Here is a 26,238-nt window from a genome sequence, read left to right on the forward strand (position 1 = left end):
TTAAAGCAAAAAATGTCCGCATTCGGACATTGGTCATGCCGGATGCGGACAGTAGCGGATGTTTTGAAATGGCTATTGGCGGATAATCCTGAATGTACTTTTCTGCGGTCCCGATTCCACATTCAGCAGCAAAATGCCCGACGGATGTTTACGGAGGTCTAGATGCAGTGTTTCGTCGGTGGTGTGAAACGAAGCGAGCAGCTTGCCGGAGATATCAGACAAATGCACGTAGTGTTTTCCACGTTTTCCAAAATTCACTGTCACGAATTCCCTGGTTGGGTTTGGAAATGCTATCATGGCAGGCAAGGCCGGTTCGGTAGCAGTAATCAATTCAATCGTTACGGAAGCTGGCGCCAGTACCTGCCCCGGGCCGCAGCCGTTGCTCACGCTACGCAGCGTGTAAACTTCGCCAGGGGCCGGGCTATGCAATGATATGGAGTCGTTTGTTGCTAACAGATGAGCATTAAAGGTGGATTTTGAAGTGGCATAATTGATTTGCCAGGGACTGTCACCGGTAAGGATGACGGCCGCTCGCGGAATAGCATTTCCTTGTTGATACACCTTGTCGGTTGCAAATCGCACAGTTGGCTTGTAGCGTAGGGCGAGCGGATTGCGGAAATCAGCAACCGCCACATCGGGATCCGTGGCGATGACGCGAACCCGGTAACCGTCCGAACGGGCCATGCCGCCTGGTATGATGGCAGTAAGCGGCGATGCGGATCCTGTGGTGGGCAATGTTTTGAAATTCAGTCCAATGGAATCAGAAAGTTGTACAAGGAATTTATTGGATGAAGAAAATGTCCCGATGCTAGTAAAGTAGACCTGGACGGTATCTGTTGTACAGAGGAAATTATACTGGCGTACCGAATTCCATTTTGTGACCTCCACCGATTTCGCAGAAGCCGGATTGACGGTAACAGTAGCGCCTTCGCCGACGATCGTACCGCTGCCGCACTGGTTGTTCGCCGACACGATCTGATAATGTGTAGTGACCTGAGGAGCTACCATGATCGCACTGCCGATGTTACCTGAGGGGGCGTACTCACCCGAAACTCCATTTGAAAGAGTGTAACGGATAGTCTGTCCCTGCGAACCATTCAGCGACCTGATAACCAGATTGGTTTGTCCGCCCGGATTAATGGTGGTATTGCCAAGTAGCGTCAGGCGCGGTTTCTGATCGATTATAATAAATGCGTCCGTCTGTATTTTGTATTTCTGAATGTTACCTCTCAGGATGTAAAAGCCGGATTCGAGCCCTTGCGGTAGCTGAAAATAAGGTGTTCCCTGCGGAGCGCGGGTGGAATCGAGACGGATCGTTTCGTTTGTGCTGATGTTGATCAGGGAGAAACGGATATAATCGTCGGAAATATCGAAATCGCCTTGCAAAACATAGGAGAAGGTGAAACCCTGTTCCACGCAAAGCGTATTTGCGAATGTTTGCATCGTAAGCTTGGGTAGAACCTTGTAGCTCACCGCGGCTGGTACCGGGCCGTATCCGCAAGAGTTGCTGATAGATTTGATAGCGAATGTTCCGCTCTTGAACGGATAAATTGAGGTAGAGAACTTGTTCTGATTGCTATTGTAATCGTACAGGCCGTCAGCAACAATCCATTGCGGCACAGTTCCGGTAGTCTCTATATCGAATCGCATCTGCCGGCCGGCTTCAACTTCGAACGGGCCGCTCCCCGGGTAAGAAACCGAGGTAATGGTGGCCGTCGGGGCGCTTCCAATGTCCAGACTAAAACTGTTCGAAAAGACGCCATCAGAGGATATTACACGCATGTAGTAATTGCCTGCCGCGTAGTCGGCCGGGACGTGGTATTCGGCTACGCGCGAGGTGGTATTTGAGCCGGCATCGGTGAAAGTGGCATTGTCTTTGGATATTTGAAGTTTAAAAGTGGTGGAAACCAGGGTCGTGTCCATTACTTCAAAGGGTACCCTGATGGTACTTCCTGTGCAAATGAGCATATGCCAGTTTTCCGATGGAACGATGACACGATAACGATCCACGAAAATATTGGCGGGAAGATTGATATTCTGCACTCCACAGGCCGATCGGATCGACTTTACTACGAAGTGATTGGCGCCATGCTTCACATTTACCGAAAACCTGGAACTGTACCAATTGCCATCCAAAATGACGGAATGGTCCTGCTTGCCATCCGAATAGGTGAGCGACCACGGTGTTCCTCCCAGGTGGCTGAGCTCCATGTCGACGGCCTTTGAACCGGCACCTGATAAGCTTGTCCTATCTGAATAAGCCAGCCGCAGATTGTAGAAGGGGTAATAGGTTTCAAGGTTAACCTGTTCGCTGGCTACCCCCGTTTTCTTGGAAACCACCTTGATATAATAGGAGGCCGTGCCCGAACTGATATTCCCTTGTTCGTCGTAAGGTATCGGAACTTTTATTTTTCCGGCTTTTGTAACCGTTTTGATGGTCTGAAACTCACAGCAACTGCTCGATTTGTTGAGCTGGATCATAAATTCATCATCGTCGGGAAACTGCCCGGTGGTTCCGATTTCCATATCCAGGGTGTCGCCATAGCAGGCAGGATATTTGATAGAGGTAGCGACGATGGTCAACTTAGAAGGGGATTCATCCAGCACCTTTACATTTAGGGGCGTTGGTGAGTCGTTGGAAAAGCAGCTGTTACTGATTGACTTCAATGCATATTGTCCCGATTTAGTGATGTAAAAATTCCCATAACCAATATCATTGTAAATGTTGGAAATCCATGAGGTGCCATAAGCTGCGTTTAAAGAATAGGGGCCTCCTCCCTTGTAATTAAAAGCAAATGAGTGAACCGCAGGAATGGGAACCTCTCTATTCGGTTCTGTCCATACCACCTCAGGTTTTCCCTGTATCGTAACATCTGTAAACAAGTTGGATTCCAGACGCGGATTTTCAGAGATAAGCTGAAAAGAAAATGACTTCTGCCGCCAAATACGAATGGGGGACTTTGACCAAATATCTGGGATCTTGAATTCCATTTCCGATCCCACACGCTGCGCTGGAACAATGACGGTGTCAAGAGGGGACCGAATTTTCATGGAGTAACGTGCATTTGCCGGAAGGTCGACATTTGCCGAGAAGGGCAGGCGGACCGTTGCCCCTTCGCAGTACGGCGCGGTGATGTCACGTTTCGGTAATATCAGGCCGGAAGGAACCGTCGCTACCACTTTGTTTTGTGACAAGGCCGCAGCGGCGCAGCTGGACTGAATGGCTTTAATGGTATACTCGGTAGTCGCGGTCGGGTATGTTTTGAGGTCATGATTTCTGATCTGCCCTACATCACTGACGCCCGGTATTTTGGTGCCATCGCTCAGGACAATAGTGTATGGATCCGGGCCAATATACCGGACGGTAATATCGAAGCCGTCGCCCGCAAGCACTTTATTGCTGGTTGAGGTAATTTCGGCAAAAGGTTTGGGATGAATCCACAGGTAGACGGCACCTGCTTCGCCCACGGTGCCGGGATTTTGTGTCATTACCGACACAGTAAACACCTTTCTGGTCACCAGCGAAATGTTCTCAGGAATAGTTGCCAGCAATTCCCCGTCTTTCAGTGTGGCTTGAGCATAATACTTTTTGGCATTCGCAGGCGACCCGGAATCCACGGATTCTGTGAGCCTTACGGTGTAGCTTGTACCATCATTCAATTTACCGTTATCTGCCGAAAACCGAACCCTGATCTGTGAGCCGGGACATGCAGCCCGCGGCGTAATGAGGGTCGTCTGGATCGACACGGGGTTTACGTACACCCTCGCTGCGCCGCTGACGGTCATGGCTCCGCATACATTCTCGGCATGCGCAATGGTGTAATTGACTGATTTTTCGGGATACAGGCGACGAATTTGCTGGAACGCCGCATCACGGTCAGCGTTGAAACTTACCTTGCTGCTGTCATTGAGCGTTACAATGCCGGACGAAGTGCTGTTTGCATTCAGGTAGAATGAAAATTCCTTGTACTGGTTGATAGTATCGCTTAGCGCGGGGGAAATCGTTACTTGGCCTTTCGTGTGAAAATAGGTGGCATAGCTCCAGTTACTGGTTATTGCAGGTGACGATGCGGTAATCTGGACCTCCTGGCTGTTGCCCGTGCTTCGTAAGTTTTCGGGCAGGGAGACTTCGAATTTGCCGTTTTTTAAAACGGCGGGAAACTCTGTCACCTCAGCCTGGTAAGATTTTCTGATGCGGGCTTTGAATACATTGTCTTTGCCAAATGTACCGCTAACCGTGGCGTCGATTTTTAAGGTCGGATCTGCACAACGATCACCATCGATAGAAATATTGATAGTAGGGGATTGGGCTAAAGAATGGAAGGTGACTGAGAAAAAGATAAACAGTGCAACGTAAAATCGATTCATTAGAGGTAGTTTGCTATTGGAATTGCAAGTAAAGATTCAAATCTACAACTAATTTTATACGGGATATATGGTTTTTGACTTTCGGTTACAAGTTTTCCAGACCGTCGCCCGCCGGTTGAGCTTTACCAAAGCCGCCGCCGAGCTTTTCATTACACAGCCTGCGGTGACAAAGCATATTCATGAGCTGGAAAATCAGTTAAAAACCAAATTGTTCGAGCGGAATGGTGCCAAAATCAGCCTGACGCCCGCAGGAGCAATACTGCTGCATCATGCCGAGCAGATTTTCGATATTTACAGAAACCTGGAATTTGAAATCAACAGTCTTTCGCAGCGGAATAGCGGTAAACTAAGACTGGGGGCCAGCACGACGGCGGCGCAATATATCCTGCCACCGATTCTGGCCGCATTTCACCGCAAGTTTCACAATATCGAGGTTACACTTACAACCAAAAACACCGAGGAGATCGAGCAAGCATTGCAGCACAAGGAGATCGATTTGGGCGTGATCGAAGGCTTCTCCAAGAATGCTGCCATTAAGTATACCGAGTTTTTGAACGATGAAATCGTGCTTGTGGCCAATAGCAAAAATCCGCTGGCGGCTACGGGCGTGGTGAATGCGGGGCAGCTGCGCGGCATTCCGTTGCTGCTCCGTGAACCGGGTTCGGGCACGCTCGAAGTGATCTCGCATGCCCTGAAGTCGATCGGACTGGGGCTGGGCGATTTGAATGTGGAAATGCAGCTGAGCAGCAGCGAGAGCATGAAATTGTATATCCTGCATTCGGATAGTATGGCGTTCATTTCGGTGCACGCAGTATTGAAGGAGTTACAGAGCAAGGAATGCCGCATTGTCGATGTGGAAGGGCTGTCGATTAATCGCCACTTCCATTTCACTACTTTGCATGGTCAGCAGGAGGCGTTACCGGAGCTTTTCATGCGCTTCGCGCTTTACCAAAGAAAATAGACGGCTATATTGCGTGTTTTACGAGTAGTTCTGATCTGCATCCTATTTTAAGCATCTGTGTACTGTACCAATCAACGCTTGATGAAAGTGTTGAAATTATTTTTGTTAAACTATTTATGTTAAAAATCACATTAAGCGTCTCGGCGTTCCTACTTATGCTATGGTCGACGACGGGCACCCTTCAAAAAGAGGAAAGATCCGAACCCCGGAATCTGGCCAAAGCCGACTCCCTTCCTAACGCTGCCGCATGGCCGGCAGAACTGAATGTAACGCATTTTGCAGGGCACGATCTTACGCCAAGTCCGGCCTGTTTGGCTGTGGCACCTACCGGTGAGGTATTCGTTGGGGTCGATATGATCGGCTCCCTGGGAAAAACACCCGGAAAAGGTAGCATTGTGCGCCTTGTTGACGCGGATAATGACGGTAAAGTAGACCAGCACACCACATTTGCAATGCTGGATAACCCGCGGGGGATTATTGCGCAGGGAGACCAGGTGTTTGTTTTGCATACTACTTTCTCCAAAGAAACCGGAAAGGCTTCCGGAATGGATCTGGTGGTGCTGGAAGACAAAAACCACGACGGGGTAGCAGACGGACCGGCCAAGCCGTTAGTAGAAAATATATGTTCGCCAAAGTTCCTCCAAAGCCGTGGTACCGACCATGCTACCAATGGTATCCGCATGGGTATCGACGGGTGGATCTATATTGCCGTGGGTGACTTCGGTTTCCACGACGCGCTCGACCGCTCGGGCAAGAAAATGACCCAATTGGGGGGCGGTATCGTTCGGGTACGCCCCGATGGTACCGAAATGGAGGTTTATACCCACGGATTACGTAACATTTACGATGTGGCGATTGACCCTTACATGAATATCTTCACCCGCGACAACACCAACGACGGCGGCGGCTGGAACATCCGTTTCAGTAACCAGATCCAGTCGGGGGAATACGGTTACCCGGTGCTGTTCAAGAATTTTACCGAAGAAATCATCCCTGCGTTGATCGACCTCGGAGGAGGTTCGGGAACAGGTTCGCTCTTTATGGACGATCCAACCTGGCCGGCCAAATACAACCGCGTACCGATGATGGCCGACTGGGGCCGCAGCCAGGTGTACGTGCACCGCGTGACGCCGGATGGTCCTACTTTCCAGCAGAAAGAGGAGGAATTTATCAAGCTTTCACAGGTTACCGACCTTGATATCGATGCTTCGGGACGTGTTTACCTGGCGGCATGGGATGGCGCGGGATATTCGGGTAACCCGGGTAAAGGCTTTATTTCCCGTGCAGTACCACAGGGATGGCAGTACAAGGAATTCAAAGACATCAGCAAATCGTCGGTGAAGCAGCTGGCGGCATTGCTGCGGTCGGAAAGTGCTGTGCAGCGTCTGGCGGCGCAGCAAGAGTTGCTGAAACGCCCGGCAAAGGATGCGGCAAAAGCGGCATGGACTGTTGCCGAGGACAAGAAAGCCCCTTTGTATGTACGTGTGGCGGGTATGTACACCTACGCGCAGGCCTCCGGCCAGGACGGTATTGATAACCTTGCCAAACTGGCGTCCGAAAGTGATATGCGTGAACATGCATTGCGCGCATTGGCCGATCGTAAGCCATATGTAGCCAAAGTGCCGGTAGAGCCGTTCCTGAAAGCGCTCGAAAATGGTAATGCGCGGGAGAAACTCGCTGCGGCAATCGGGTTGGGCCGTTTGGGCAGACCGGAAGGCGCGGCAGCATTGCTGAAAGTGAAAGTGCCGGGTTCATTTGTAGCACCCGTCAAAGGTAGCGAAGGACCCCACGCAACACCGAACTCGGCTATCGTAACTCCGCACATTGCGGTCCGCGCGCTTGTGGCGCTAAATGCGGTAGACGCGTGCGTGAAAGCAATCGGCACGGAAAACTCCACGATCGCATTGTGGGCGCTGCGTTACATGCACGATCCAAAGGCCGTCGACGGCTTAATAACTGCCTATGGTAAAACCAGCGATAAGGTGTTGAAAGAGCAAATCCTGACGACATTAGGAAGAATCTACAAAAAAGAAGCTGATTACGACGGTTCCTGGTGGTGGAGCACCCGTCCGGATACGCATGGTCCTTATTATAAGGCCGTTGAATGGGAGTCGTCGGCGAAGGTCAAGGACTTTTTGACGAAAGAATTTAACGCTTCAAGCGACAAGCAATTCTTCGCCGACCTGAATGAGCGCAACCGAATGGGTATTAGCGAGTTCGGTGGGGAAGAAGTGGTGGCTGCCAAAGAGGAAGTGAAAGTCGACCTGGAAAAGATCCGCAATAAGAAAGGACAGGTGGGGGAGTCGTCGATTGAGGATGTGATGCTGGCCATCGCGAAAATCCAGGGCGATCCGGCCACAGGACGGAAGCTGTTCACCAAACAGGGTTGCGTAGCGTGTCACAGTCTGAGCCGCAGCGAGGTAATGAAGGGACCATTCATGGGCCAGATCGGCTCGATCATGAACCGCGAGCAGATCGCTGAGTCGATTTTGAAACCCAATGCGTCCATTTCTCAGGGCTTTGCTTCGGTGATGATCACTACCAAAGGCGATAAAACTTATATGGGTTTTGTTTCGGAAGAGTCCGCCGAAAAGCTGGTGATCCGTGACATTACCGGTCAGGTGAATACCATTAAAGTAGCCAACATCACTTCGCGCAAGGAAATGGAAACATCGATGATGCCTCCGGGGCTGGCCAATGAGCTGTCCTATGAAGAGTTTGCCTCACTGATTACTTTCCTGTCACAGCAGAAGAAATAGATGGCACGTGAATAGCTAAAAGCCGGCCCGCGATTTCACGGGCCGGCTTTCTTTTTTGGACAAAACCAAGGTTGCAATTTTGAAGATTTTGGGTGCTAAAAGTGCAAAATGGCGCTTTTCTGACGAATTTTTATGCGTTCGTGCCCATTTTTTTGCAGAATCTACAATTTTTGCGATAAATTAGTAGTCTGATAGAAGTAATTTGTAGTTGTTAAGTTGATTAATATTTGCACCCATCGTCTCTTACTCAACGTTTGTTTATACAGCATCCCCCGGCAGGCCCACTTTCGCCGGGGATTTTTTTGACCAGCTTCTTCGAGTCCCGTGGCATTTTATGATTTATCAAAGTCCGAAAGAGCCGATCGCGTACGCGTGATCAAAGGTGAAATTAAGGATGCATTGCTAAGCTATAGTCTTCAAAAATCACATGTATGCTATTCAGATGAGGATACCTATATACGGAAATCGGCCTACCTGGTAACGGGACGGCTGTATTCAGAGGACGCCACCCTGCGCCCGGCAATCCTTGCGATGCTTTTCAAATTCATGTCCGATCCGGATTTTAAAGTCAGACAAACGGTGATTAATGCTGCTGGTGAAATCGGTAAACAGGATTTCGAAGGAGTTCGATTCTATTTCGACGAAGGATTGAAAGACCCGCACCATTCGCCGAGGAATGCCGTGATTGGCTCGGTGAAAAAAATGGGAGAGGTAAACCCCGAGGCGGTTCTTGCTTGGGCGAGGGAATATCTGCACCACGAAGACAAGGAAATCCGAAGGGAAATCTGCCATGGTATAGAACTACGAGGCCGCAAATATCCCGAAGACATTCTGCCGTTATTGGCCGAGCTCCAACACGACCACACCTCACGCGTACGCAATACGCTCGTGCATGTGATCGGGCAGATTGCCTACAAAAAAGGTTGCCTTGCCAAAGTACTCGCACATCTGGAAAGCTGGGAGAACCGCCCGCTGGTCGACGCCGCACTCGAAGAAATTATTGATGTACATCACCGTTATCGTAACTTCACAGCGCTTACTCAGGCAGAGGCGATCACACTAATCGATGCGCATTATCCCGATCGTAAGCGTAAAAGTGGTAGAGTGGCGAATTAACACGAAAGATTATGACCGTAATATCCCGACTTGCGACGTCGTTGGGCCGTCGCGATGAAGTGCCTAATCAGGACTTGGCGATTGAAATTGCTGCAAATGCTGATGATAAGGCAGTCGCTGAGCTGGTCGAAAATCTGAGCCATAGAAGTAAGGATGTCCGCCATGATTGCATGAAGGTCCTTTATGAAATAGGTGAGCGGAACCCATCGTTGATAGCGTCTTACGCGGATCAATTTGCCGCGTTGCTCGACAGCAAGGACAACCGCATGCAATGGGGCGCTATGACGGCCCTGAATACCATTGTGCATGAAAACCCGGAGATTGCATTTGCCGCAATCCCACAACTCGCCGCGGTCGCCGGCAAGGGCTCGGTTATCACTCGCGATAATTTTGTCGCTATTCTGATCAAACTCAGTGGCATTCCTGCCTACGCAGACCAAGCGCTTTCCTTGCTGAATGAGCAAATGCTAAGCTGCCCATCCAACCAGCTGCCGATGTACGCTGAAAATGCGCTACCGGTGATTGGCGGTGTTCAAAAGGCAACATTCGTGAAAACGCTTACCAGCCGCCTGGGTGATTTCGAAAAAGAATCAAAACGTAAACGCGTGGAGAAGGTTTTGAAAAGGCTTGGGTAGTACGATAAACTGGACTAACTGGGACGTTGGATGCTACCCTCTGGCATCATTTTCGCTGGCGTTGCTCTCAACAACTAGATGTAACCATGGAACAAATAAATAGGCATTTGGGTATGGTAGAAAGTGCGGTAACGGTATCCGCTTTTCTGAAAGCATTGAACAATAGTGACTTCGAGGAAGCGGGAGAGCTGATGGACGAAAACGTGAAGTTCGAGGGAGTGCTTGGGAATGTGGAAGGAAGGAACGAATACGTCAGGCAAATGGCGAAAATGAAGCTACGCTATGATGTGAAGAATTTGCTCTACGATGAGCACTTCGTTTCGGTTCTTTATGAGATCGATATGGGCGCTAAGAAAGTGCTCACCTCCGGCTGGTACGAAGTGCGTGACGGTAAAATCACGCACATTCGTGTGATTTTCGATCCGAGGCCTGTTTTGTCTTAAGTGCCTGAGGACTTATGGTTTCTTAATAACAGTCCTTTTGCGCTTTACTGTGTAGGAGGTGGCAGTGTCTGCCTGAGGCCGGCCGGTGCTGCTGCGATTGCCATCGATGCTGCCCGATGAGTTGATGGTGCCGTTATCATTCAGTATCGGGCCCGTTTCGGCGTTGGCCGAATCTTTCAGAATAGCATTCAGATCGGACGAATCGGCAGTCTTTACCTGGTGTCTTTTCGTTTTGCGCTGATATTTCTGTTCATGTCTTGAAGATCGCGTCGATGCGTCGCCGGATTGTGCGAACCCCCAGGCGGGAATAGTCAGCAAAAGGGCCATTAAGAGCGTTTTAGGCAGTTTCATGGAAAGAGTGTCTTTTCGTTTGATGATTTGATTTTCACCTCAAATACCGTTCCAGAACCATATTAGAATCTACACCGCCCCTGCCACCCGGTGCTTGCGGCGGAATTCGCCCAGGCTCATTCCCTTACTCTTTTTGAAGAACCGGTTGAGGTGGCTTTCGTCGGTGAATGAAAGTTCGGACGCGATTTCGTTCATACGCATGTCGCTATGGAGCAATCTGGTTTCTACGAGCTTTACCCTCGAATTGACGATGTATTCCTGCATTGTTTCATTGGTGTGTTTCTTAAAATACCTTCCCAGGTAGGATTCCGATATCCCAAAGTGGCTGCTGATGCGGGCGGCCTTGATCTTTTCAGGGTGATAAATGTTGGCCTGGATGTATTGCAGGATGTCAATAGCCTTTTCCTCGCTGCATTCGGTGATTTTCTCGGGCAGGTACATAGCGATGTTGCGGGCTACGAGGATAATCATCGTATTGATGTATTGCCTGATAAGCTCCTGGTTGTACATGTCGCGGTTGACGTACTCGCGGATTATTGCTTCCACCAGCGGCTTGACAATGCTCTTGTCTGTCTGGTTTTTGAGAATGCACCCGGGTTGGTGGCTGGCATTCTGTAAGATAAATTCCAGCCTTTGAAGCAGGTCTTCCCTATGCGACGCGCTTACAAGCGACGTATTCCGTTTGATATACACATCGTTGAAACGGATAAAAACAAACTTGGTGGTTGTCTGAATGTCGAAGGAGTGGGTGTCTTCGGGTGTGAGCAGAAACATATGGCCGGCATTGTACCGGAAAGTATGCTGGTTGATCTCTTGCACACCGGTACCTTCCATAATGTAGATTAATTCAAAAAAGTTATGCTGGTGCGTTGGTTTGGGGCATTCGTTGAGCTCTTTGTAGATAATTTCGAAGGGCTCGTGAAGATTTTCTTTCATCGCTGTGAGAAGTGTACCGGATTTTGGAAAAATTGTACTGTAAAACTACCTGAAAATCGGTACAAATTTGCATTGTCAAACACAAAATCATTGTAGTTCATGAAAGCAACATTTTTGACCGATACAAATGCTCCGCTCATTATCAAAGAAGTGGAAACGCCTGTTCCTGGCACGGATCAGGTGCTTGTTAAACTGGCCTATTCCTCGCTGAACCATCGAGATGTATGGATTCAGAAAGGGCAATATGCCGGGCCGAAAGCAGGGCTCATCCTGGGTTCCGACGGCCTGGGTACTGTGGTCGAAACCGGAGCTAATGCAGACCCCGCCTGGATCGGGAAGGCGGTAATCATCAATCCCAGCCACGATTGGGGGGATAACCCGGCGGCATTTGGCGACCAGTTCAAAATCCTGGGCAATCCCGAGCCCGGCACCTTTGCCGAATACATTGCCGTAGACGAGCGGTATATTCACGAGAAGCCGGGGCACCTTACCGACGCAGAAGCGGCAGCGCTGCCACTAGCAGGCATTACCACCTACCGTGCCTTGTTTACGCGGGCTGCGCTGCAACCCGGCGAGCAGATATTGATCACCGGCATAGGCGCGGGTACGGCTTTGCTGGCCTTGCAATACGCGATCGCAGCGGGTGCGAAAGTGTATGTAACTTCCGGCTCGCAAGACAAGATTGAGAGAGCCAAAGCGCTTGGCGCGACCGATGGTTTTAACTACAAGGAAGAAAACTGGTTCCAGAAAGCGAAACAGGCAACAGGCGGATTCGACGTCGTGCTGGACAGCGCCTCGGGCAAGGGATTTGGGAACCTGATCGAGACGGTGAAGCCCGGCGGCAGGATCGTGTTTTTTGGCGGAACCGACGGCCCGATCGGTAACATTATCCCGAACAAGGTGTATTGGAGAAACCTGTCGATCCTCGGTACGACGATGGGAACATTGCAGGAGTTTCGGGATATGCTCGAGTTTACTGCCAGGCATCAGGTTAAACCCATTGTGGACAAAGTCTATCCCTCATTGGCTGACGCGCAGCAAGCTTTCGATTACATGCACGAAGGCAAGCAGTTTGGTAAAATTGTGCTGAAAAATCAGTAAGGAGGAAAGGGAGAATGGAGGAAAGGGAGGATGGAGGAAAGGGAGAAAAAACAATCAATGACTCAATGACTAAATCCTCCTCCATCCTCCATCCTCCTTTCCTCCCCTTCCTCCCTTTTTTCCACTTTTTACTCGACCGTAATTCCGGTCATATCTTCGAGGCGCGCTATTAATGCCCATCCGTAGAAATCGTTGGCCAGCGCTATCGTGAGCTCGTTTTTGCCTGCTTTGAAGGGGACGACAAATGAGGTGTTTTCAATAGAGCATCTACCGGCGGGTTCTTTCATGATGGGCGCTGCAAAAGTGTTTTTGTCAACATACAGATAGCGGCCGTTGAGAAATACCCACACATCGTCGCTGAAACCCATTGCCATCTTCTTCTTCTGGTCGGTTTTGGAAATGATATTAACCTTCATCCACACTACGCGGCGCTCCTTGCTCATCCCGAATTTACGGGTAAGGTTGATCATACCCCTTCTTTCCGCCCAGATCGGCTCCCACATCGTTTCAGCTTTGGGCGCCTGGTCGAGGCTGAAATCCACGTTTTTGGGAAGTACAGCTGGCTCGCTGATCTGCCATTTGCGCAAGTAGCGGGGGTCGTGCGCGACCGGGTCTGTGCCTTCGTAAGCGGGAAGCCCCTCTGTTTGTCCGGGTTTGATCACCAGATTTGAAACAATCCCTTCGCCTTCAAATGCCAGGGTACCCTCAGTGACATTGCCTTCCATTCTGGGTACTTCCATCGTAGGGCGCTGCGTATCGTTCACAAATACCCGCAGTTGGTGCCCCGAAGCGATCAGCTTCACGTGGTTCCAGGTTTTATTCTGGAAATTGGCTTTTCCCTGATATTGCGGCAGCAGGTCCCACAGGTTGACCCCGTCGATGGCAGGCGAATATTGCACAGCTTCGATGGCCGTAGAATCACCCGCCAGCTGCGTGCGGAAGTAGAACAGTTCCGTTTCCTTACTATCCTTATACCTGAAATAGAAGGACGAGAACCGCTGATCGGTGGGAATGTAGTCGAACTCGATGGTGCCGTTGGAAAACTTCGTGTTTTTTAAAACAACCTGGCCTGGTTTGGGAAGTATCTTCAATGCGGGTCGTCCCTCGTGGGTTAAAAACTCTGCATTGGCGCCAGGCGCGTCCCAATTTTCGGCGGTAAGGGTTACCCAGATGCTGGGGGCTTTTTCGGCGGTTTTAGCTTTCTTTTGACCAAATACAGTAAAAGTAATGCCGCAGAGAGCAGCTAGAATTAATTTTTTCATGGCTAATAATGCAAACGTGTTAAAGGAGCCTATTTTTTGAAAATGCCGGCGTTGAGCTCTTCTCCGGCTGAATTGGGTAGTGGATGAAGATAATCGTGTGGTAAACCCTTGGTCGCGACTTCGCTGAGCAGCAGCTTGCCCGTGCGTGAGACGTTTTCTTGGGAATGTGCATTACTGTCGGCCGGTACTGCGCCGTTAGAGCCATAATAACCCATTTCGTGCTGCATCCTGGAAAAAAGGCAGTTTTTGAAGCGATATTTCGGGTATGTCTTTTCCGCTCGAAGCCACAGATATTCAGAGTCGGCAACAATGTTGTTTTCGAATACGAACGGCTCATGGAAAGTCCCAAACCAAATGGCCGACTCATAAGCGCCGACTATGATCGAGTTTTTGAGCGAAAAGTCCCTGATCGCCATAAAAAGCAGCAGTGCGTTCTTGGTACCATAAAAAACACAATGGTCGACGTGAATGCCCGCGCCGTGCGCCCAAATGCTCCCCTGAATGGGCGTTGAATTACGCTCTCCAATGAAATAGCATTGCGAAACGTCCAGTCCGGTCAATGTCGAATCCTTGCGGCTCACGGGATAATAGTACTGCACTTCCGGATTGCCATTGCCAATAAATTTCAGTCCACGGATACGCACATGGTCGGCTGCCACCAGCAACCCGACCGCGTGCTGGAACTGCGTTTTGTTGTTGTTCGCCGATATCGATTGGATAACTGGCATTTGTCCGGGCTTCCAATCTGCGTCATCCGGCATGGAAGTCGCTTCGATTGTGAGCCACGCTTCCTCGGTATTGCGCTTGTCGATCACCACCTGATCGCCCAACGTGTAAAGCCCCGGCGCAATCTTGATGGTAACGCTTTCACCCGGTGTGAATGCCTTGGCCAGTTCAACGGCCCGCTGCAACGTGGCCACCGGTGTTGCGACTTTACCATCAGCTGCATCGCTGCCTGTGCCTGCGTTGACATAAACCGTTTGTGCTTGCAGCAGGCGAACAGCGAGCAATAATATAATGGACAATAAATAGCTTAATTTGTGCATCTTTTAAATATTTGTTGGTCGTTTAGAGTACGCGGCCAGCCGGCTGGTTGCTTTGTTACTTCAAACATAATGAGGCCGCGTTGAACGCCGTTTTCAAGTTCTGTTCAAATTTTGTCAAGTTTTATCACGCTCATCCACAATGGTTTCTGAAATAAATGAATTGCAGCGTTGCAAGGCGGTCATTGAAGATAAGCTGGGCTGGGGCCCGGCCGACAGCTGGCAGACGGTCGATTTCGAGAACCTGAGCGAGCTGATCTTGAAAGAGACCGGTGTGTCGCTCAGTACGAGCACGCTCCGGCGCATATGGGGCAGGACAGAGTATAATCATCTGCCGAGCGGAACGACACTGAATACCCTGGCGCGCTTCGCAGGCGCGAGCGACTGGCGTGCATTTGTAAAGCAAAATAAGGCCATTACCGCCGAGCCAGACGAGCAGCATCTACCGGCGGCCGCACCTCAGAAAACGGGGAGATGGAAGAAGCTGGCATGGATCGCGTCTGCGGTAGTGGCGGTTATTCTAGCCGGTACGTTCGCATTCGATAAAGGAGAGCCGCAATTGGAAAAAAGTGCCTACACTTTCGAAAGCCGCTCGGTAACACGTGGTATTCCCAATTCCGTCATATTTACCTATGATGCATCTGCTTCACCGACCGATTCTGTGTTTATCCAGCAATCCTGGGACGATACCCGGCGAGTACTTGTTGATAAAAATCTCCATAAGCATACCTCGGTGTATTACGAGCCCGGCAGTTATAAAGCCAAATTAGTGATCGGGGACCAGATCGTGAAGGAGCATAAGCTGCTCGTGGGAACCGATGGCTGGTCTGCATTGATCGACCAACCCAAAATGCCGGTTTATTTGAAAAACGAAGAATTTCTCCATGCAGACGGCATCGGAACGAGTACTAAATCGATTGAGCAGAAAAATATCGCGTTGCAACCCGAGCCGCCTTTAATTAAGTATTTCAATGTCGGTAATTTCGAACCGGTGGCGCTCAATGATTTTTCTTTTTCAACCGAAATCAAAAACGAATACAATGAAGGTGCGGCAGCCTGCCAGCTGAGCTATATTTCTTTGCTTACCGATGATGCGCCGATTGTGATACCATTGTCGGCGAAAGGGTGTGTTTCGGACCTCTATCTGATGAGTTTGGATGACTACGTGTCCGGCAAAAAGGCGGATCTGTCGGCGCTGGGAGTTGATTTTTCGGATTGGGTGCGTGTATCGTGCGCGGTCTCCGGCGGTAGGGTCCGCTATGCTATCAATAACAGGCCGGCTTTTGAATTCCCTATTCCGAATCGCCCGATCAGGATACTCGGCCTGGCGTTTGGCTTCCGTGGCACCGGCTCGGTTCGGAATGTCAGCCTACGGTCGGGCAGTAAACTGGTTTTCGAAGCACCGTGAAAATCAAAGCCCCGGCACGAGCCAGGGCCTGATTTAATTATGCATCAACTTGAATATCTTGACAGCTCCGTCGGCCTGTTCGAAATGAATGTAGTACATCCCGATTGGGAACTGTTGCATGCTAATCGTAAAAGCAGGCGATGTGACAGGCTGTGAGAGCCTCACAATTCCGGAATGGCTAATTACCCTTACATTGTCCACCTTGCGGTTACGGATTACAATGCGTAGCAGATCGTCGACAGGGTTAGGGTAAACTTCTGCCCACGAAAACTCGGGAAAGCTCACCGAACGGATACCGCTGAATGCAAAGCTGCCATCGGCGTCAACCATTTTTAACCGGTAGTAATTCAATCCCGGTTCGGGGATGCTGTCGGTGAAAGTGTAGTTCAGCGTTGTATTACTTTCAAATGCTGCATCCGTCGTGCCGATCACGCGCCAGACCCGAACGTCGGTACTGCGCTGCATATCGAAATGGGCACTGTTGAGCTCTTCGGTAGTTCGCCATTCGAGCAATGCTGTGACTTCTTTTTTCTCCACATCGAAATACGCCAACGTTACGGGCAGCGGGTCGGAAACGATATCGACTTTAACTTGCGCAACGTTCGAAAGCTGCCCGGCTTGGTCGCTTACAGTATAGCCGATTGTCACACGGCCTTTGAAATCACTATCAGGGGTATACGTTATCAGTCCGTTCGCGCTTGCGACTGTGCCCGAGGCCGGACTTTGCACGACCACGAGCGAGGCCGGGTTGAATGCCGAGCATTCAGAAAGGTCGTTTTTCAGCACATCGATCACCAGCGGCGTATTTACTTTTCCCATCGCAATATCATCGACTGCCGAGGGTTTGTGATGTTTGACCACGATATAAACCGACTCCCCGGATTCGCAGCCATCGGCATTGACGCCTATTGCTTTATAGGTGCCCTCATTTTTCACGAGCAACTCGGCCGTAGACGTTCCTGTGATTACCTGATTATCCAGAAACCATTCGTAACGTACCGCGCCGGTAGATTCCGCCCTGATCCGCAATGTGGCATCCTTGCACATGAATACTTTCCTGGCCGGGCTTTGCGCGGAGGCCCGGCCGGAAAACAGAAGCATCCATATGAAAACGTAATAGCGCATGACTGCCGCTTTTTGCTTTTTTAGTTCAACCAAGCTAGTTAAGTGTGATGGCAGGGACGGTCGGTACCGGCAGGTTATGCAGGATTTCTTTCGTTCCACCGGTCACAGAGCCAGTTAGTTTCGAAGCCGTAGCAATAAAATCACCCGTGGTAGGAAGCACATAGCTGACGAGTGCGCTGTATGTGCCAGCGTCGGTAACATTCAGGGTCGAGCCCGTTTGGCCGCTGATCACCGATCCGCCTTTGCTCCATGCAAACGGGGAGATTGTTACGCCGTACGTATCCAGGCCGGTTGTAGCCGAGACCGTCGCTGACAAGGTTGCGGCTACTGATTTATCCGTACAGAAATTCTCTTTGTCGGCCGTAATGCTTACAGTGAGGGTAGGGAGGACGATAATCGTGTGTTCCACCACATTGGACAAACAGCCATCAAGCACTTCAATAACGCCTAGCGTGATTTTGTGAATGCTGGGTGAACCAACGGCATCCGAGAAAGTGTGGGTGAGTACTCCGCCACTAGCTTGGTCGAGCGTTTCGATAACCTGACCGGCACCGGGATCGAGTGTCCACAGGTATTGGTAGAAATTGGAACCGGCCGCAGGCGATAGCGAGAACGATTGCCCGTTCACTACATAGTAAGTGCCGGCTTTGGAAACTTGCGTCGCGCAGGAGAAGAATGCAACTGCAAGGAGGGTGGTAAACAGTTTTTTCATGATGGTAATGATAAAAATGAACAGTTATAAAGGATGGTTTGAATTCTGAGTAATCAGGGATTGAGTGCCACGCCTGGTGAAACTGGTGGGCTCGACACGGCTATATCCACTCTCTTGCGGGGGGAGGCAATACATCCGGAGCCCGACTTGGTTATATCTACATAATAGGAGATTGTGCCAGGTGTTGTGAGGCCGCTGGCTGTCCAGTTTTGTGTGGTAGAAACAGCCGTGGTGCCGTGCGCTGTGGTATACCATGTGTACGAAAAGCTGCCGATTCCCGAGATGCCCAATTGGGGCGCCAGGGCCGATAATGCTGCCGTGCCGATATTGCTGCAAGCTTTTGGGGCTGTGGCGGTCGGTACATCGGGTGAGCGCCTCACATCGTGGATGTTCAGGCCATTGCTGCCAAGTCCTGCGCCGAGCGCGCCGATGTTGAGATCGAGCTCAACTCTGTCAAATATCACCGAGGTGCCGCCTGCACTTTTGGGGGCAAAATAGAAAGCAACCTGGTTGTTGTTGCCGCCCAGAAGCCCCAGTAAGTCAGCATCCAACAGCGCGTTGACTAGCGTAGAAGTCCCGACCGGCGTGCTGCCGTTGTAGGCTTGCAATGTAATACCCGAAGCCAGGTTCACGGCCAGGAACGACCCGCTTTGCGAGAGGATAACCCGCACCGCGTCGGCATTGTTGGACACCCCATTGAAAAAGAATGATTGTTTAATATGGCCGCTCACCAAGGCCACACCTGTGGAGACAAACGAGGATTTGGAATTCAGGTCATTATCAATGGCATTTCCGGCGTTCACTACATCGAAGCTTCCCAGTGTAAGGCCGGAATAATCCTTGGTGGACACATTGGGACTACCGCAATCCGCCACGTTGAAAGGATAGGGATTGGATGTATTAGTGGCTCCCGGCCCGTAGAAGGCATAATATACCTGCAACGTGTTGGTGCCGAGTGCGACAGGTGACGATAGTTTAGTTTTTATGTACTTAAATGTGGCAGTCGGCGTAATGGCCAGAAAAACGGAGCCATCAGGTGTGTAGTAGGTCTTATAGTCGGTTGACTGAACGCTTACCAGCACCCCATTTTTGTCGAGCGCGGTAAGCTCCACGCCCCCGCCGAGCAATGCGCTGGTATTATTGTTGGTACGCACGTACACAGTCACAGGAGCGCCGGTACTGGCCGTGACTTCCGCGGGGAATTCGAGCTGAATCCACGCCGAGGAAGTTCCCACCGTACTCGTGGCCGTGAGCAGTGCATAATTGTTGTTAGGTTTGATATTCCCGGCCACGTTTCTGGCATTGTCGGGGTTGGCCACCGAGAAACTCCCGGTCAGGCCACCTCCTGAGGCGGAGCCACCGTTAGTTTGCTTATCGGGATATACCGCATTGGAGGGTTGCGCATTGCAAAAAGGCACAAATCCTCCACAGCAGACCAGGGCCAGCAGTAGTTTCAGGTAGAATTTTGTCAAATGATAAGGAAGGTTTCGTGTTTGGTAACTAGTTCTACAAATTTAACAGGAGCGATGATATATCCAAATTATTTCTACAAAATGAAAGCGTGGAATTAATATAAATATCTTTTCACCTCTGCCTGAGGGTTGCATCTGCTGAAAAAGAGCTCAAAATGACTAACTTCGCCGCTTTCAACAGACTTAGCTGCTTCCAGTGAACAACGATTTTTTCAGCCTGCGAACCGTGAATGTGCTTCGCTACCTGACCCCACTCCGGGAAGGTGGTTCGCTTCCCGCTATTGCGGAGGCCGATGACGACTTTCTTTACGTACTGAAATTCAGAGGGGCCGGGCAGGGTACCAAAGCATTGATTTCTGAACTGATAGGAGGGGAGCTGGCTCGTTTCCTGGGACTTAAAGTGCCCGAAATCGTGTTCGCGAACCTTGATGAAGGCTTCGGAAGGACTGAACCCGACGAGGAAATACAGGATTTGCTGAAAGCGAGCACCGGTCTCAATCTTGCAATGCATTACCTGTCGGGCGCGATCACATTTGACCCGGTTGTGACCAAGGTGGAACCACGGCTGGCGTCCGAGATTGTCTGGCTCGACAGCTTTCTTACGAATGTGGACCGTACCGCCCGCAATACAAATATGCTCATGTGGCATAGGGAACTCTGGCTGATTGACCATGGTGCAGCGCTTTATTTTCATCATTCATGGCAGAACTGGGGGGAACAGGCGAAAAGGCCATTTGCCCAAATAAAGGACCATGTGCTCCTGCGAAGCGCGTCCATGCTGGAAGAGGTGAATGATGAATTCAGCGAACGGTTGGCTGGTGGTATTATTCCGGCTGTCGTGTCTCTTATTCCCGACGATTGGTTATTGAAGGACTCACCGTTTGAATCTGCCGATGAGCACCGGCAGGCCTACATTTCTTATTTGCAGGCCCGCCTGTCAGCATCTGAAGTCTTTGTGAAAGGAGCCCGGGATGCCAGATAGACTTTTATACGAATATGCGGTTTTGCGCATTGTTCCGCGCGTAGAACGGGAGGAGTTCATGAACGTGGGCATTGTGTTATATTGCCCTTCGCGTGGTTTTCTTGCATGTATTTCGGAAGTCGACAGGGATCGTATGAGCGCCTTCGCACGCGAGACCGATTTAGCCGAGGTGGAAGATTATCTCAGCGCATTCAGGCAAATCTGCGAGGGTAACCGGCAATGCGGAAGCCCCATTGCTGCACTGCCCGCTGCATCGCGCTTCCGGTGGCTTACCGCCACACGCAGCACCATTTTGCAGACGTCCAAAGTACATCCGGGCTTTTGTACAGATCCCGAAGATACATTGAAGCGAATTTTCGAGCAGCAAGTAAAATAGAATATCATTTCAGTTTCAGGTATTGCTGCACAAGCTCCTTTTTGCGGCGTGAAATCTCGATCCGCGAACCGTCGGAAAGCAGCAGGAACTGGTTATTATGCGTTACTTGCTTGATGTACTTGGGGTTCACGAGGTGTGATTTGTGTGTGCGGATGAAATTGAATTCCCCTAGCATCTCGTCGAAGTGTTTCAGGGTTTTGCTGGCAAGAAATGGCCGTTTCCCAACCAGGTGAATGGCTGTATAGTTCTTGTCGGCTTCCAATCTCAGGATTTCGTCTAGTGTAAAAAAGAAAACACCCTCGCTGGATGGTACCGCCAGCCGGAATTCCCTGATATTCTTCTTCTCGATGTTATGGACCAGGTTGTCGTACAGCTGCTGGGTATCCTGTTTCGGTTTAGCTTTTACTTTTTCGATATGGCGATCGACGGCCGTTTGTAGTTCTTCCGGGTCGACCGGTTTCAGCAGATAATCCAATGCGCTGAACCGGATCGCCTGAATGGCATATTGATTGAACGCCGTAGTAAACACGATGTCGTAAGGCGGGTTTTTACGAGCCAGCAAAAACTCGAAGCCATTCTGGTGGGGCATTTCCACGTCCAGGAAAACGATATCGGGCTGGAAGCCGTCCAGCACTTTCAGGGCTTCTTCAACCGATTCCGCATGCCGGACGTCGAATTCCTGCGAAACCGAATTGCTGAGGTAATGATTCAGAACATTGCGTGCCTTCTGTTCGTCATCGATGATTAGTGTTTTAAGCATAGTTCGGGGATATTTATGGTGTAAGATGGGTGTTTAAAGTGCTAAATCAGGTATGTTCCAGTGATGTGGAGAGTTCGATCACGATGACGGTGCCGGTGGCAACGTCGTTGGGATCATATTTGTCGACGATTTCCACCGAAGCATGCTGGCCTTGCCGGTCTATCAGCATGAGGCGGTCTTTGGCAATTTGCAAGCCTTTGGATTTGTGCCGTTTGGTGGTGGCATTACGCTCTTTGATTTCAAAGGACTTCTTTCGTCCGATTCCATTATCATCGATCGTACATCTGAATATTTCTTCATCAATGCGCTCAAAGGCGATTTTCAATTCGCGGTAACCATTTTTGTGCATCAGCCCATGCCAGATGGCATTTTCGACGTACGGTTGCAACAGCATCGAAGGCAAAAGTATATCGTCCGCTTCCAGGTCGTCGTCAATATCGATGGTATACACGAAACTCTGTTCGAACCGCATTTGTTCGAGTTCCAGGTATAGTTGAAGTACGTTTTTCTCCTCCTCGATCGACACAAGGTTCCGGTCGGAATTGTTGAGCACCATCCGGAAGAGCTTCGAGAATTTGTTGAGATACTTGCTGGCCTCTCCGTATTTCTGCGTGACAATGCACTCCTGGATGCTATTGAGACAGTTGAATACGAAATGCGGGTTCATCTGTGCCCGTAAAGCCATCAGCTGGCTCTCCGCCAGCATCCGGTTGATTTCAAGTAGCATAATCTCCTTCCTGGCTGCTTCCTCTTCTGCCTGTGCTTCGGCGATTTTATTCGCATTTATGGAAGCGATCGTCACTAACGTGCGCGCCTGCTCCTCCGTGAAGAAGTTCTTTTTGGTGTGTTCGGAGTCCAGCACGCCGATGAGCTTTCCTTCATGGAGAATTGGGACTGCGATTTCGGAGAACTTATTGGCATCCTGTCGTATGTACCTGGGGTCGCGCGAGGTGTCAGGTATAATTAATGTCTTTTTGATTTTGGCCGCTACGCCAACGATGCCTTCTCCCAATTCGAGCTCCAAGGGGTTCACGATTTCATTTTCGATCAAGCCCTTTGACCCATATGTAGCTTTCTGAATCAGCTTTTGTTTATCGGCGTCCCATAGAAAAACAGTACAGTCCTCAAAGTGCAGCTGCGCCGTACAGCTGCGGACAATGTCCCAGCATATTTCGTTAACAGAGTTTTCACCATACACCGAGTTCACAAAGTACTCGATTGTTTTGGCAAGTCCCCGTTTATGTTTCCGGTTTAAGTAGCTGTTGTAAGTCAGGTAAAGAAACGCTCCTGATACGCAACCTACCAACAATAGGAACCACCAGCTCTGCCACCAATAGGGCAATATTCGAATTCTCACCGTCGCAACCTGATTCATCCACCGCTCGTGCTCGTCTGTACTCCGGACTTTGAAAACGTAATCACCAGCCGGAAGGCTGTTGTAGCTAACTGTCATACTCCTGCCCGCATTCACCCAATCATCATCAACACCTGTGAGCTTGTAACTGTACTGCAACGACGGGACGTCCCGATGTTTTATGGAAGCATATTGGAATGTGATAAAATCCCTTTCAGGTGGTAGAACGAACGATGTCGGGAGGAAGTCGGAAATTTCTTCTCCCAAAACTCTCACAGAGGTAATATGCGGGGGCTTTTTAACAGGTATCCGGGCAAACTTCATGGGATCTATTACAACAATGTGATCCAGCATCGCGGCATAGATATGATCCGGTGTAGCCAACACGTAATTCCAGTAGTCTTGCAACGTCTTACCCAGGTTGATGCGGACGCGTGTCACTTTCTTGGTATTCGGGAAAAAGAACAGTAACCCGCTCGGGCCGGCCGCCCATATGGCTCCGCGTTTGTCCAGTGCAATGCTATTGATTTGTGTTGTGACAAATCCGTTTCGCGGCGTCAGGCTGTCAATATACTGGCCTTGGTCGTTAAGTTTATATAGCCCGCGCTCCCAGACCGCCGCCCACCAGTTCCCGGCCCGGTCTTCAAGAAGCTGCATGGCGTGGAAGCTGTTCTTGTCGGGAACAGGAATAACAGAAAATCGCTGAGTCCGCTCAGAAAAGCGGACAATACCCTCGCCTTTAATGGCGAACAGGATATCACCATTGCGCAGTTTTAGCGCACTCCGGCAAAATTTGTAATTGAAGTGGCCAAACCGGTCGTCGGTCCCATCGAACCGGTCACAGATATTCGTCTTGGGGTCGAACCTGTACAGTGCGTCCTTAAAGACCTGGAACCAAACTCTTCCCTGGTTATCAATGACCACGAAATTGCCGGGAGAGAAAGCTTTGGGGAGCTTGCTGTGCGTAAACCTGCGGAGTTCTTTATCGCCGTTGCGAAGGCTGTACAAGCCTCCGTCCCCGCCAAACCACCATGTCCCTGCTGAATAGGCGCAGCCCGAAAATCTGTTTCTTAAAAGTACTTCTTTTGATGCGATGTATTGTTTGAAGATCTTTTCTCTTTCGGTAAACAGCACAATTCCGTCTTCTTTCATGGCCAGAATAGTATCACCCCTGGCTGCCAACGTGTTATTGCTCGCAAAATTCACCTGAAGAAAGAATGGCCTGCTGGGCAATCGGTAAACGGTCTCAAATGGATTGTTGTAAGTCAGTTTGCTCAGCCCGTTTAATGTGGCGAACCAGAGATCTTTTTCATCGTCCTCGATAATGTGGTAAAAGAATCCGTAGCCGATGGAAAACGCATCATCCTGACTGTAAAATAGCTTACGGATAGGTTTTCCCGGTTCTTTCATATAAGCTGCATACATCCAGGTCGAAATCCACAGTCTGTTCTGGCTATCAACAAAGAGGTAATTGGCGCCATCGGTGGAGCGGACATTATCCAGATAGAGGTAGGAAGTGTCACTCGCGATGTCGGGCTTGGAGAAGTGGAGCGAGAAACCGGCGCTTGTGCTGTACCATAAATTGGCATCTTTGTCGAGCGCAATGGCTGTCACCCATTTTTTCTTTAAGATCGGCCATTGGTGCGGGTTATCGGTGCTGTCATAGACTGCCTTGTTCTTGAAATCGATGAAAAAGCATTGATAACCACCCACCCAGAATCCCTTTCTTCTGGCGTCCCAGCAAAAAGCGCTCTCAGCCGCAAAAGAAAGGTCTTGGCCGGACATGCGTTCGGCCCACGGAAGCAAATCCGTCAATTTCCACATTTTCGCGCCGTCGTAGATAAAGATTTCGGAGCGACAGATAAACCAGAGCCTGTGCTCCCCATCTTCTTTAACTGAAAGGATAGGCTTACCTGCAAGCGGCTTCCAGCGTTCGTCGGCCCTGTATTTCCCGGTTGCCTTGTTGAAGAGTTTCAGGCCGCGTGAAGTGGCGACGAGCAAATTATTGCTTCCGTCTATCGGGAGAATGCATTTCACATCCACATGACGGTCCGTCCGCAGGTCGTCGTAGTACTTGATAGTGTTCCCATCGAAACGGTTAAGCCCATTCGCTGTGCCGATCCAAAGAAACCCATCCGGATCTTTATATAAGCAATGGACATCTTTTGCGCTGAGCCCGTCTTCCTCTCTAAGATTCTGAAAGACAAACTGCGCTTCGGACGTAAATGACCAAAGTAAGCAAACGAGCCAAGTAAGCTGATTATGACGCATGTAAGGGATGGATTTTTCGCAGGTTATGTAAGGTAACCATAAGAAAAATCAAAGTAAATATTGATGAATAAAAGGTAGGTACGAGTTGATTAACGGAAATCTGGCTGCTGCCGGCACTCGTCAAACCCCTTTTTAAGGCAGCCCAACTAATTTGACCATTCAATCAATGATAGCTCACCGTTCACACATCCTATTTTTATTACCTGCCCATCTGGACAACATTTGTTTAAGACACCAGTGGTAACCTAACCATTCATCAAAAACGAACTATCGTCATGGGACTCTATCTGACAGGCCTTCTAATCGATTGCGCCGCGGTACTCGCGGTGGGCAGCTACTACTTATATTATATAGTCATGAAGAGAGAGCCCGACGAACCCCGGCATTATTTCTGGATCGTAATGATCTCGATCGGCGTCGTCGTCTTAGCCTCCATATACTACATATATATAGGAGATCTGACCACGGCATCCATCCTCGCATGGGTGATGGCCGTACCGGTCGTGATCACAGCCATCTTTATCGTGCTCATCATCATATTCCGCCCCAACTGGAATTAGACGCGCCATCGGCTCCGCATCATAATTGTTATAGGGTATAAAGTTAAGCAACGCCGCGGCAATTTTGCCGCGGCGTTCTTTTTCGAAATGTAAATCAATAATGCAGTTTCTATTGATAATTACGGTCTTCGAATTACAGATTTTACAAAAAATACCGATGGTTTTTTAATCGCTACCAGTTACTCATCGGATTCTTTTTGGGAGGGATGGTGGATGTAGATTTGAATCAATAATTTAAATGAA

The 26,238-nt window shown here is 49.9% G+C and carries 20 protein-coding genes; 10 read left to right on the forward strand and 10 right to left on the reverse strand.

Annotated elements, in window-relative coordinates:
• Positions 1-72: 72 nt before the first annotated feature.
• On the reverse strand, positions 73-4,368 hold the full coding sequence (locus J2Y43_RS16475; protein WP_309984610.1) for a T9SS type A sorting domain-containing protein: 4,296 nt from the start codon (positions 4,366-4,368) through the stop codon (positions 73-75).
• A gap of 67 nt (positions 4,369-4,435) precedes the next feature.
• Between J2Y43_RS16475 and J2Y43_RS16480 the strand changes: the two genes are divergently transcribed.
• The 5 genes from J2Y43_RS16480 (at position 4,436) to J2Y43_RS16500 (ending at position 10,282) form a co-directional block, all read left to right on the forward strand.
• Entirely contained in the window at positions 4,436-5,329 is an 894-nt protein-coding gene (locus J2Y43_RS16480; protein ID WP_309984612.1) for a LysR substrate-binding domain-containing protein, read from the forward strand.
• Positions 5,330-5,445: 116 nt separating this feature from the next.
• The gene (locus J2Y43_RS16485) at positions 5,446-8,088 is read left to right on the forward strand and encodes a c-type cytochrome (RefSeq protein ID WP_309984614.1); all 2,643 of its coding nucleotides are present in this window, start codon (positions 5,446-5,448) and stop codon (positions 8,086-8,088) included.
• Positions 8,089-8,460: 372 nt separating this feature from the next.
• A complete protein-coding gene (locus J2Y43_RS16490; RefSeq protein WP_309984616.1) occupies positions 8,461-9,204 on the forward strand; it encodes a HEAT repeat domain-containing protein in 744 nt (247 codons plus the stop codon).
• Positions 9,205-9,215: 11 nt separating this feature from the next.
• Positions 9,216-9,839 (forward strand): hypothetical protein, encoded by a 624-nt coding sequence (locus J2Y43_RS16495; RefSeq protein WP_309984618.1) that lies wholly within the window; start codon positions 9,216-9,218, stop codon positions 9,837-9,839.
• A gap of 86 nt (positions 9,840-9,925) precedes the next feature.
• Positions 9,926-10,282 (forward strand): nuclear transport factor 2 family protein, encoded by a 357-nt coding sequence (locus tag J2Y43_RS16500; protein ID WP_309984621.1) that lies wholly within the window; start codon positions 9,926-9,928, stop codon positions 10,280-10,282.
• A gap of 12 nt (positions 10,283-10,294) precedes the next feature.
• Here the strand turns inward: J2Y43_RS16500 and J2Y43_RS16505 are convergent, their stop codons facing one another.
• Positions 10,295-10,633, reverse strand: a complete 339-nt coding sequence (locus J2Y43_RS16505) for a hypothetical protein (RefSeq protein WP_309984623.1) — start codon at positions 10,631-10,633, stop codon at positions 10,295-10,297.
• Positions 10,634-10,702: 69 nt separating this feature from the next.
• Positions 10,703-11,569, reverse strand: coding sequence for an AraC family transcriptional regulator (locus tag J2Y43_RS16510; protein ID WP_309984625.1), 867 nt, complete (start codon positions 11,567-11,569; stop codon positions 10,703-10,705).
• 99 nt (positions 11,570-11,668) lie between these two features.
• On the opposite strand from J2Y43_RS16510, the gene J2Y43_RS16515 reads away from it, so the two are divergent.
• A complete protein-coding gene (locus J2Y43_RS16515) occupies positions 11,669-12,670 on the forward strand; it encodes a zinc-binding dehydrogenase (protein WP_309984627.1) in 1,002 nt (333 codons plus the stop codon).
• Positions 12,671-12,798: 128 nt separating this feature from the next.
• On the opposite strand, the gene J2Y43_RS16520 is transcribed toward J2Y43_RS16515, so the two are convergent.
• A complete protein-coding gene (locus J2Y43_RS16520; RefSeq protein WP_309984629.1) occupies positions 12,799-13,932 on the reverse strand; it encodes a family 16 glycoside hydrolase in 1,134 nt (377 codons plus the stop codon).
• Positions 13,933-13,961: 29 nt separating this feature from the next.
• Positions 13,962-14,978, reverse strand: a complete 1,017-nt coding sequence (locus tag J2Y43_RS16525; RefSeq protein ID WP_309984631.1) for a hypothetical protein — start codon at positions 14,976-14,978, stop codon at positions 13,962-13,964.
• Positions 14,979-15,117: 139 nt separating this feature from the next.
• Here J2Y43_RS16525 and J2Y43_RS16530 point away from each other — a divergent pair, with 139 nt between their 5' ends.
• Complete coding sequence (locus tag J2Y43_RS16530; RefSeq protein WP_309984633.1) at positions 15,118-16,383, forward strand: hypothetical protein; 1,266 nt, start codon at positions 15,118-15,120, stop codon at positions 16,381-16,383.
• A gap of 33 nt (positions 16,384-16,416) precedes the next feature.
• On the opposite strand, the gene J2Y43_RS16535 is transcribed toward J2Y43_RS16530, so the two are convergent.
• Genes J2Y43_RS16535 through J2Y43_RS16545 form a run of 3 tightly spaced genes read right to left on the reverse strand, consistent with a single transcriptional unit; the run spans position 16,417 to position 19,692 of the window.
• The gene (locus tag J2Y43_RS16535; protein WP_309984635.1) at positions 16,417-17,508 is read right to left on the reverse strand and encodes an Ig-like domain-containing protein; all 1,092 of its coding nucleotides are present in this window, start codon (positions 17,506-17,508) and stop codon (positions 16,417-16,419) included.
• Positions 17,509-17,542: 34 nt separating this feature from the next.
• A complete protein-coding gene (locus J2Y43_RS16540; RefSeq protein ID WP_309984637.1) occupies positions 17,543-18,220 on the reverse strand; it encodes a hypothetical protein in 678 nt (225 codons plus the stop codon).
• A gap of 53 nt (positions 18,221-18,273) precedes the next feature.
• Positions 18,274-19,692: a hypothetical protein gene (locus J2Y43_RS16545; protein ID WP_309984639.1), complete on the reverse strand. Its 1,419-nt coding sequence runs from the start codon at positions 19,690-19,692 to the stop codon at positions 18,274-18,276.
• 196 nt (positions 19,693-19,888) lie between these two features.
• Here J2Y43_RS16545 and J2Y43_RS16550 point away from each other — a divergent pair, with 196 nt between their 5' ends.
• Together J2Y43_RS16550 and J2Y43_RS16555 are read left to right on the forward strand one after the other, a co-directional pair.
• Positions 19,889-20,674 carry a HipA family kinase gene (locus tag J2Y43_RS16550; RefSeq protein ID WP_309984641.1) on the forward strand — a complete coding sequence of 262 codons (786 nt, stop codon included), beginning with the start codon at positions 19,889-19,891 and terminating at the stop codon, positions 20,672-20,674.
• Complete coding sequence (locus J2Y43_RS16555; RefSeq protein ID WP_309984643.1) at positions 20,664-21,050, forward strand: DUF3037 domain-containing protein; 387 nt, start codon at positions 20,664-20,666, stop codon at positions 21,048-21,050. The genes J2Y43_RS16550 and J2Y43_RS16555 overlap by 11 nt, the downstream gene beginning before the upstream one ends.
• A 4-nt stretch (positions 21,051-21,054) precedes the next feature.
• Here the strand turns inward: J2Y43_RS16555 and J2Y43_RS16560 are convergent, their stop codons facing one another.
• Positions 21,055-21,810 carry a LytTR family DNA-binding domain-containing protein gene (locus J2Y43_RS16560; RefSeq protein WP_309984645.1) on the reverse strand — a complete coding sequence of 252 codons (756 nt, stop codon included), beginning with the start codon at positions 21,808-21,810 and terminating at the stop codon, positions 21,055-21,057.
• Positions 21,811-21,856: 46 nt separating this feature from the next.
• Positions 21,857-25,435 carry a histidine kinase gene (locus J2Y43_RS16565; RefSeq protein ID WP_309984647.1) on the reverse strand — a complete coding sequence of 1,193 codons (3,579 nt, stop codon included), beginning with the start codon at positions 25,433-25,435 and terminating at the stop codon, positions 21,857-21,859.
• A gap of 275 nt (positions 25,436-25,710) precedes the next feature.
• Between J2Y43_RS16565 and J2Y43_RS16570 the strand changes: the two genes are divergently transcribed.
• Positions 25,711-25,995, forward strand: coding sequence for a hypothetical protein (locus J2Y43_RS16570; RefSeq protein ID WP_309984649.1), 285 nt, complete (start codon positions 25,711-25,713; stop codon positions 25,993-25,995).
• The last annotated feature ends 243 nt before the right edge of the window (positions 25,996-26,238 follow it).

This window comes from Dyadobacter sp. BE31 (genome assembly GCF_031457695.1).
GTDB lineage: Bacteria > Bacteroidota > Bacteroidia > Cytophagales > Spirosomataceae > Dyadobacter.

Bases quoted from the DNA above. Each gene is read 5' to 3' on its own strand.
- J2Y43_RS16500 (WP_309984621.1), top strand. From the start codon at position 9,926: ATGGAACAAATAAATAGGCATTTGGGTATGGTAGAAAGTGCGGTAACG.
- J2Y43_RS16555 (WP_309984643.1), top strand. From the start codon at position 20,664: ATGCCAGATAGACTTTTATACGAATATGCGGTTTTGCGCATTGTTCCG.
- J2Y43_RS16515 (WP_309984627.1), top strand. From the start codon at position 11,669: ATGAAAGCAACATTTTTGACCGATACAAATGCTCCGCTCATTATCAAA.
- J2Y43_RS16565 (WP_309984647.1), bottom strand. From the start codon at position 25,435: ATGCGTCATAATCAGCTTACTTGGCTCGTTTGCTTACTTTGGTCATTT.
- J2Y43_RS16485 (WP_309984614.1), top strand. From the start codon at position 5,446: ATGTTAAAAATCACATTAAGCGTCTCGGCGTTCCTACTTATGCTATGG.
- J2Y43_RS16530 (WP_309984633.1), top strand. From the start codon at position 15,118: ATGGTTTCTGAAATAAATGAATTGCAGCGTTGCAAGGCGGTCATTGAA.
- J2Y43_RS16520 (WP_309984629.1), bottom strand. From the start codon at position 13,932: ATGAAAAAATTAATTCTAGCTGCTCTCTGCGGCATTACTTTTACTGTA.
- J2Y43_RS16570 (WP_309984649.1), top strand. From the start codon at position 25,711: ATGGGACTCTATCTGACAGGCCTTCTAATCGATTGCGCCGCGGTACTC.
- J2Y43_RS16560 (WP_309984645.1), bottom strand. From the start codon at position 21,810: ATGCTTAAAACACTAATCATCGATGACGAACAGAAGGCACGCAATGTT.
- J2Y43_RS16495 (WP_309984618.1), top strand. From the start codon at position 9,216: ATGACCGTAATATCCCGACTTGCGACGTCGTTGGGCCGTCGCGATGAA.
- J2Y43_RS16535 (WP_309984635.1), bottom strand. From the start codon at position 17,508: ATGCGCTATTACGTTTTCATATGGATGCTTCTGTTTTCCGGCCGGGCC.
- J2Y43_RS16480 (WP_309984612.1), top strand. From the start codon at position 4,436: ATGGTTTTTGACTTTCGGTTACAAGTTTTCCAGACCGTCGCCCGCCGG.
- J2Y43_RS16540 (WP_309984637.1), bottom strand. From the start codon at position 18,220: ATGAAAAAACTGTTTACCACCCTCCTTGCAGTTGCATTCTTCTCCTGC.
- J2Y43_RS16505 (WP_309984623.1), bottom strand. From the start codon at position 10,633: ATGAAACTGCCTAAAACGCTCTTAATGGCCCTTTTGCTGACTATTCCC.
- J2Y43_RS16525 (WP_309984631.1), bottom strand. From the start codon at position 14,978: ATGCACAAATTAAGCTATTTATTGTCCATTATATTATTGCTCGCTGTT.
- J2Y43_RS16510 (WP_309984625.1), bottom strand. From the start codon at position 11,569: ATGAAAGAAAATCTTCACGAGCCCTTCGAAATTATCTACAAAGAGCTC.
- J2Y43_RS16475 (WP_309984610.1), bottom strand. From the start codon at position 4,368: ATGAATCGATTTTACGTTGCACTGTTTATCTTTTTCTCAGTCACCTTC.